This window comes from Castellaniella sp. (assembly GCF_034674885.1).
Taxonomy (GTDB): Bacteria; Pseudomonadota; Gammaproteobacteria; order Burkholderiales; family Burkholderiaceae_B; genus Castellaniella.
In genome coordinates this window covers 1-5,189 of the sequence record NZ_JAUCDS010000048.1, presented here as the reverse complement: position 1 = coordinate 5,189, position 5,189 = coordinate 1, and the positions used below count along the sequence as shown (strand labels likewise).

3 protein-coding genes and 1 pseudogene are annotated in these 5,189 nt (G+C 65.9%); 1 reads left to right on the top strand and 3 read right to left on the bottom strand.

Annotated elements, in window-relative coordinates; all coding sequences use genetic code 11:
- Positions 1-262, bottom strand: a pseudogene (locus VDP74_RS15175) (hypothetical protein); the annotation flags it as partial.
- 161 nt (positions 263-423) lie between these two features.
- Here VDP74_RS15175 and VDP74_RS15170 point away from each other — a divergent pair.
- Positions 424-2,004: a glycosyltransferase family 39 protein gene (locus tag VDP74_RS15170; protein WP_323000475.1), complete on the top strand. Its 1,581-nt coding sequence runs from the start codon at positions 424-426 to the stop codon at positions 2,002-2,004.
- Here VDP74_RS15170 and VDP74_RS15165 read toward each other — a convergent pair.
- Positions 1,965-4,109 carry a putative bifunctional diguanylate cyclase/phosphodiesterase gene (locus VDP74_RS15165; RefSeq protein ID WP_323000474.1) on the bottom strand — a complete coding sequence of 715 codons (2,145 nt, stop codon included), beginning with the start codon at positions 4,107-4,109 and terminating at the stop codon, positions 1,965-1,967. The two genes, VDP74_RS15170 and VDP74_RS15165, sit on opposite strands and share 40 nt — an antisense overlap.
- A 183-nt stretch (positions 4,110-4,292) precedes the next feature.
- Positions 4,293-4,937: a GTP cyclohydrolase II gene (gene ribA / locus VDP74_RS15160; protein ID WP_323000473.1), complete on the bottom strand. Its 645-nt coding sequence runs from the start codon at positions 4,935-4,937 to the stop codon at positions 4,293-4,295.
- Between the last annotated feature and the right edge of the window lie 252 nt (positions 4,938-5,189).

The window sequence follows — 5,189 nt, the reverse complement described above, 5'->3', positions numbered from 1 at the left end:
CGCGCCCCCAGCATTCGGCGATGTTCGGGCATTTGGATTCGGCGCAGACCGTATTCAGGTGATGGGTCTCGACGATCTGGCGGACTTCCTGGTAGCGCGCGCCGGACGGCACCCGCACCCGCAGCCACGCGGGCTTGGGCGCGGAGTCCGGGATTTCAGTGAGATCGCTGGGCCGCATGCCGTCCTTGACGGCTCGGGTGCCCTGCGGACTGATGAATTTGGACCCCGAACGGGCGCGGATGATGGGGACTTCAATCGTCATGGGAAAACCTGTGCAAAAAGATATTCGGACGCGCGTCAGCCCCGGCGCCCGCCTGCGGCGATAGTACCACGCAGCGGCATGCCGGCAGGCCTTTCCCCGGTGCCCTGCGGGTCGGTATACTGGCGCCCATGCAGCAGGCCCTACGTCCCAGCATCCCGCTCTTGGCGCGCCCTCCGGGGGCTGCGCTGGTATGGCTGTGCCTGCTGGGCATGGTGGCCCTATGGACGATTCTGTGTGGGATCAGCCACTCCGCGCCCGACCTGGACGGCATGGAAGAACTGGTCTGGGCTGCCAGCCTGGAACTGGGCTACACGAAACACCCGCCGCTGCCGTCATGGTTCATGCACTTCGCCGCCGAATGGCTGGGGCGCCCCATCTGGCTGCCCTTTCTGATGGGGCAGCTGTTTTCCGCCCTGGGTCTGTGGTTCGTCTGGAAACTGGGCTGCGAATTGACGTCTCCCCGCCGAGCGCTGATGGCGACCCTGCTGGTTTCCGTCACGGCGTATTTTTCCCTGCGTGGCACGATCTACAACCACAACACGGCACAGCTATGGTCCATCGCCGCGTCGATCTGGCTGTTCTACCGGGCCCTGCGCGACCGGCGCACGCGCGACTGGCTGCTGCTGGGCGCCGTCGGCGGGCTGGCCATGCTGACCAAATACAGCGCCCTGATCCAGTTCGCCGCCTTTTTCCTGTACCTGCTGCGCAGCGGCGCCTGGCGCCAACGGCGCGTCTGGATGGGTATCGGCTGGGCCACCCTGGCCTTCGCCGTAGTGATCAGCCCGCATGTCTGGTGGCTGGACCAGCACCATTTCGAACCGCTGCTGTACGCCGATGATTCGCTGCAGGCCGGCGGGCGCCTGGCGGCGCTGCGCGACCTGCTGGCATTCTCGCTGGACCAGGCCGGACGCCTGGCCCCCATGATCGTGGCGCTGGGCGCCTGGGCGCTCTGGCGCCGCCGCAGCGGCGACCGCGCGCCCGGCTACGCTGCCAACGACGAGTCCTTCGCCGGGGCGCAGGCAGCCCCACGCTACATCGGCGACTTCACGCAGGCCGACCGCCAGTTCCTGCTGTGGGTCGGCCTGGCGCCCTTTCTGTCGACCGTGGTGATCTCGGCCGTGCTGGGGTCCCGGCTGGAAGCCTCCTGGGCCAGTACCTTTTTCGTGCTGTTCGGCTTCTACGGCCTGTGGTGGCTGCGCGGTCCCGAATCCGTCCAACTGCGCCGTATCCTGATCATAGTGGCGGGCCTGCACCTGGTCATGGCCCTGGGCTATGCGGCGGCGCGCGGCCCCCTGGCCCAGGCCCTGGGGCAGGCGTCGCGTTCCACCTACCCCGGCCCCGCGCTGGCGGCACTGGCCGTGCAGCACTGGCAGGAACACCAGCCGGGCCGCCCCTTGCGCATCATCGTCTCCAACACCTGGCTGGGCGGCAACATCGCCGTGAACGTCGGCCCGCAGACCCAGGTGTACATCGACGCCAGCGACGAGCAATCCCCCTGGTTCGCCGCCGGCACCGCGCTGCATTGCGGCGCCCTCGTCGCCTACAGCATTCAGGGACGGTCCGCACCGTCGGCCCGGGTGCAGGCTTTGTACGATGCGGCGCCCTGGAAAGGCGTGGACCAAGTCCCCTGGTCCGGCCCCAAGGGCCGCCTGATCGACCTGCACTGGGCCGTGCTGCCGGCCACCCCGGACTGCCTGAAGAATCAGCGCCCGGACGCCCTGCCTGCGGCAGCCCGCCCCTGATCGGCCACGGGGCGGATGTCGGTGCCCGCCTGCAGCAGGGCTTCGAAGGCATGCGCCGGCATGGGACGGGCGAATAGATAGCCCTGCCCGTAATCGCAGCCGGCCGCCGCCAGCAATTCGTACTGTCGAGGGGTCTCGATGCCCTCGGCCACCACGCGCAGCCCCAATTTGTGGGCCAGCAGGATGATGGCCTCGCACAGGGCGTGATCGGCACTGCCCTGGCGCAGATTGGCGACGAACGACTGATCGATCTTCAGGAAATCGATGTTGAATTTGCGCAGGTAGGACAGCGAGGAATAGCCGGTGCCGAAGTCATCCAGCGCCACCTGCACGCCCGCGCCCCGGAAGGCCTCGAGCTGCTGGCGGATGCGATCGTCATCCGAATCCATCAACAGGCCTTCGGTGATCTCGATGATGACGTTGCTCGAGGGCAGGCCCAGGGTGTTCAGGTGAGCCGCCCAGAATGCCAGGTCCAGGCCTTCGTGGCGCAGCTGCGCCGGAGAAATGTTGACGCTGACCTGGATATCCTGGCTGAAGCGCTGGCGCCATTCGGCAGCCTGGCGGGTGGCCTCGCAGAACACCCAGTCGCCCAGCGCCCGGATGATGCCGGTTTCTTCGGCCAGGGGAATGAATTCCGCCGGCGACACCAGGCCCCGGACGGGATGATGCCAGCGCAGCAGGGTTTCCGCCTTGACCACGCGGCCATCGCCGAGATCCACGATGGGCTGGAAATGCAATGAGAACTGGTTTTGATCCAGCGCCAGATGCAGGTCATTGACCAGTCGCATGCGCGTCTGGGCGCGTTCCTGCATGGAGGCAGTGAAATAGCGGCTGCGGTTGCGGCCGTCGGCCTTGGCCGAATACATGGCCTGGTCGGCGTTGTTCAGCAGGGATTCGGCATCGGCGGCGTCGTCCGGAAAGAACGTCACCCCGATGCTGGTGGAGACGAACACGGTCTCCACCCCCAGGCGGAAGGGCTCGGCCAGAGCGCGCAGGATGGACCGCGTCAGGCGTTCGACGTCGCGCGGTTCGCGCACATCGTCCAGCAGCACCGTGAATTCGTCCCCGCCCAGCCGCGCCACGGTATCGCTCTGGCGCACGCAAGCGCTCAGGCGCCGGGCGGCTTCTTTCAGCAGGTCGTCGCCCATGGCGTGGCCCAGGGTATCGTTGATTTCCTTGAAACGGTCCAGATCGAGAAACAGCAGGCCGATGCGCCCGCCGCTGCGGCGGGCCTTGCGGATGCTCTGTTCCAGGCGATCATGGAACATCTGACGGTTGGGCAGATCGGTCAGGCGGTCGAAATTGGCCTGCTTCCAGATGATGGCCTCGGCCTGCTTGATCTCGGCGATATTGGAAAAGATCATCACCCGGCGATGAACCTCGCCGTCGTCGCCGAACGAGGTATTGATGCTGAGCCATTCTGGATACAGTTCGCCATTGACGTGCTGCCCCCAGTGCTCGCCCTGCCAGCTGCCGGTCTCCATCACGGCGCGCCACATGGCGCGATAGAACTCGCGGTCGTGGCAGGGGGAATTCAGGCAGCGGACGTGGCGGCCGATGACGTCGGCTTCGGACCGGCCGCGCAGGCTGACGAAGGCCGGGTTCACGTCCAGGATGAAGCCCTTGGGATCCAGCACCAGCATGCCTTCGCTGGTGTTGCGATAGACCAGGGCCGCCAGTTCGGCACGGCGGCCTGTGTCGTTCATGCCGACGCGGCGCTGGCGCATGACGTACAGGCGGCTGTACCCCGATGGCGAGGGAATGTGGGTGGCGGCGCCCGCCAATTGCAGCACCCCGGACTGGCGATGCTGGCCGCAGCCGCGCCACAGCAGGGTGTTGCGGGCGCTTTCCTGGTCCAGCCGGGCATTGACGTCGCCGATTTCCGGCAGCAGGACGTCGACCGACATGCCGATGGCAGTCCCGCGCCGATAGCCGAACAGCCGTTCGGCGCTGCGGTTCATGTAGACGATGCCGCCCTGGGCATCGGTGGCCAGGAACGCGTCCTGTGAGAAATCGCCTAGGCGCAGCAGCGCCAGAATGTGAGAACGGTCAAAGGGTTCGACCGGCAGCAGCGTCTCGGCCCGGAGACCGGAAACCTGGTCCATGAGCGGATGAACTGGCGTGGGCAGGGGAGCCATCACGGGAGGCGGGACGACTGGGGTGCTAAGACCATGACGGGAGACCGGAGGAACTCGCAACAGCCAGTCTTTTAACATGCAGACAAATCCGTCACCATTAGTAATATCCATAGGAACAGGCCGGTGGCACTCGCCGCCCGGGGGCGCCGATCAGGGCGCCTCGCCGAAATATTCCTTGAACTGATGGCCCAGTTTGCGGGCCTTGGTGCGCAGGTACTGTTCGTTATAGGGATTGCGGTTGACCTGCAACGGGATGTGCTCGGCGATCGTGATGCCCAGGTCGGACAGCACGCGTTCCTTGCGCGGGTTGTTGGTCATCAGGCGCACGCTGCGGATGCCGAAGTGCGCCAGCATGGGACGGCACAGGTCGTAGCGCCGCAGGTCGGCCGGAAACCCCAGGCGTTCATTGGCCTCGACCGTGTCGGCGCCCTGATCCTGCAGCTGATAGGCGCGGATCTTGTTCAGCAGGCCGATGCCCCGGCCTTCCTGGCGCAGGTACATCACAATGCCCCGCCCTTCCTCGGCAATGCGCTGCAGGGCGGCTTCCAGCTGCGCCCCGCAATCGCAGCGCTGGCTGAACAGCGCGTCGCCCGTCAGGCATTCGGAATGGATGCGCGCCAGCACGGGCTCGTCGCTGCCGACGTCGCCCAGCGTCAGGGCCACGTGTTCCTTGCCCGTAGAGGGCTCGACAAAGGCGTGGATCTGGAAGACAGCCCAGGGCATGGGCAACTGGCTGGACGCGACATACTGCAGCAGATCATCGTCTGCGGCAGCAGTTCCGGAAGGGGTGGACATGGACGACAGGCAGGAAAACAAAACGGACTATAGATTAACACCCGGGAAAAAAAAGGGCCCCACGGATGTGAGACCCCCTAAAGCGCCCGTCCGGGCCGGCATGAATCAGGCTTTGACCCCGAGATACCGCTCGATGATCTCGCCGTTTTCATGCAGGTCCTTGGGCGTGCCCTCGTACACCACATGTCCGTTGTTGACGATATAGGCGCGGTCGGCCAGCGACAGCGCCGCCCGCACGTTCTGTTCGACGAT

What these genes read in the sequence shown, in the direction of transcription:
- VDP74_RS15165 (WP_323000474.1), bottom strand. Translation starts at nt 4,109, where the DNA reads ATGGACCAGGTTTCCGGTCTCCGGGCCGAGACGCTGCTGCCGGTCGAA.
- ribA (WP_323000473.1), bottom strand. Translation starts at nt 4,937, where the DNA reads ATGTCCACCCCTTCCGGAACTGCTGCCGCAGACGATGATCTGCTGCAG.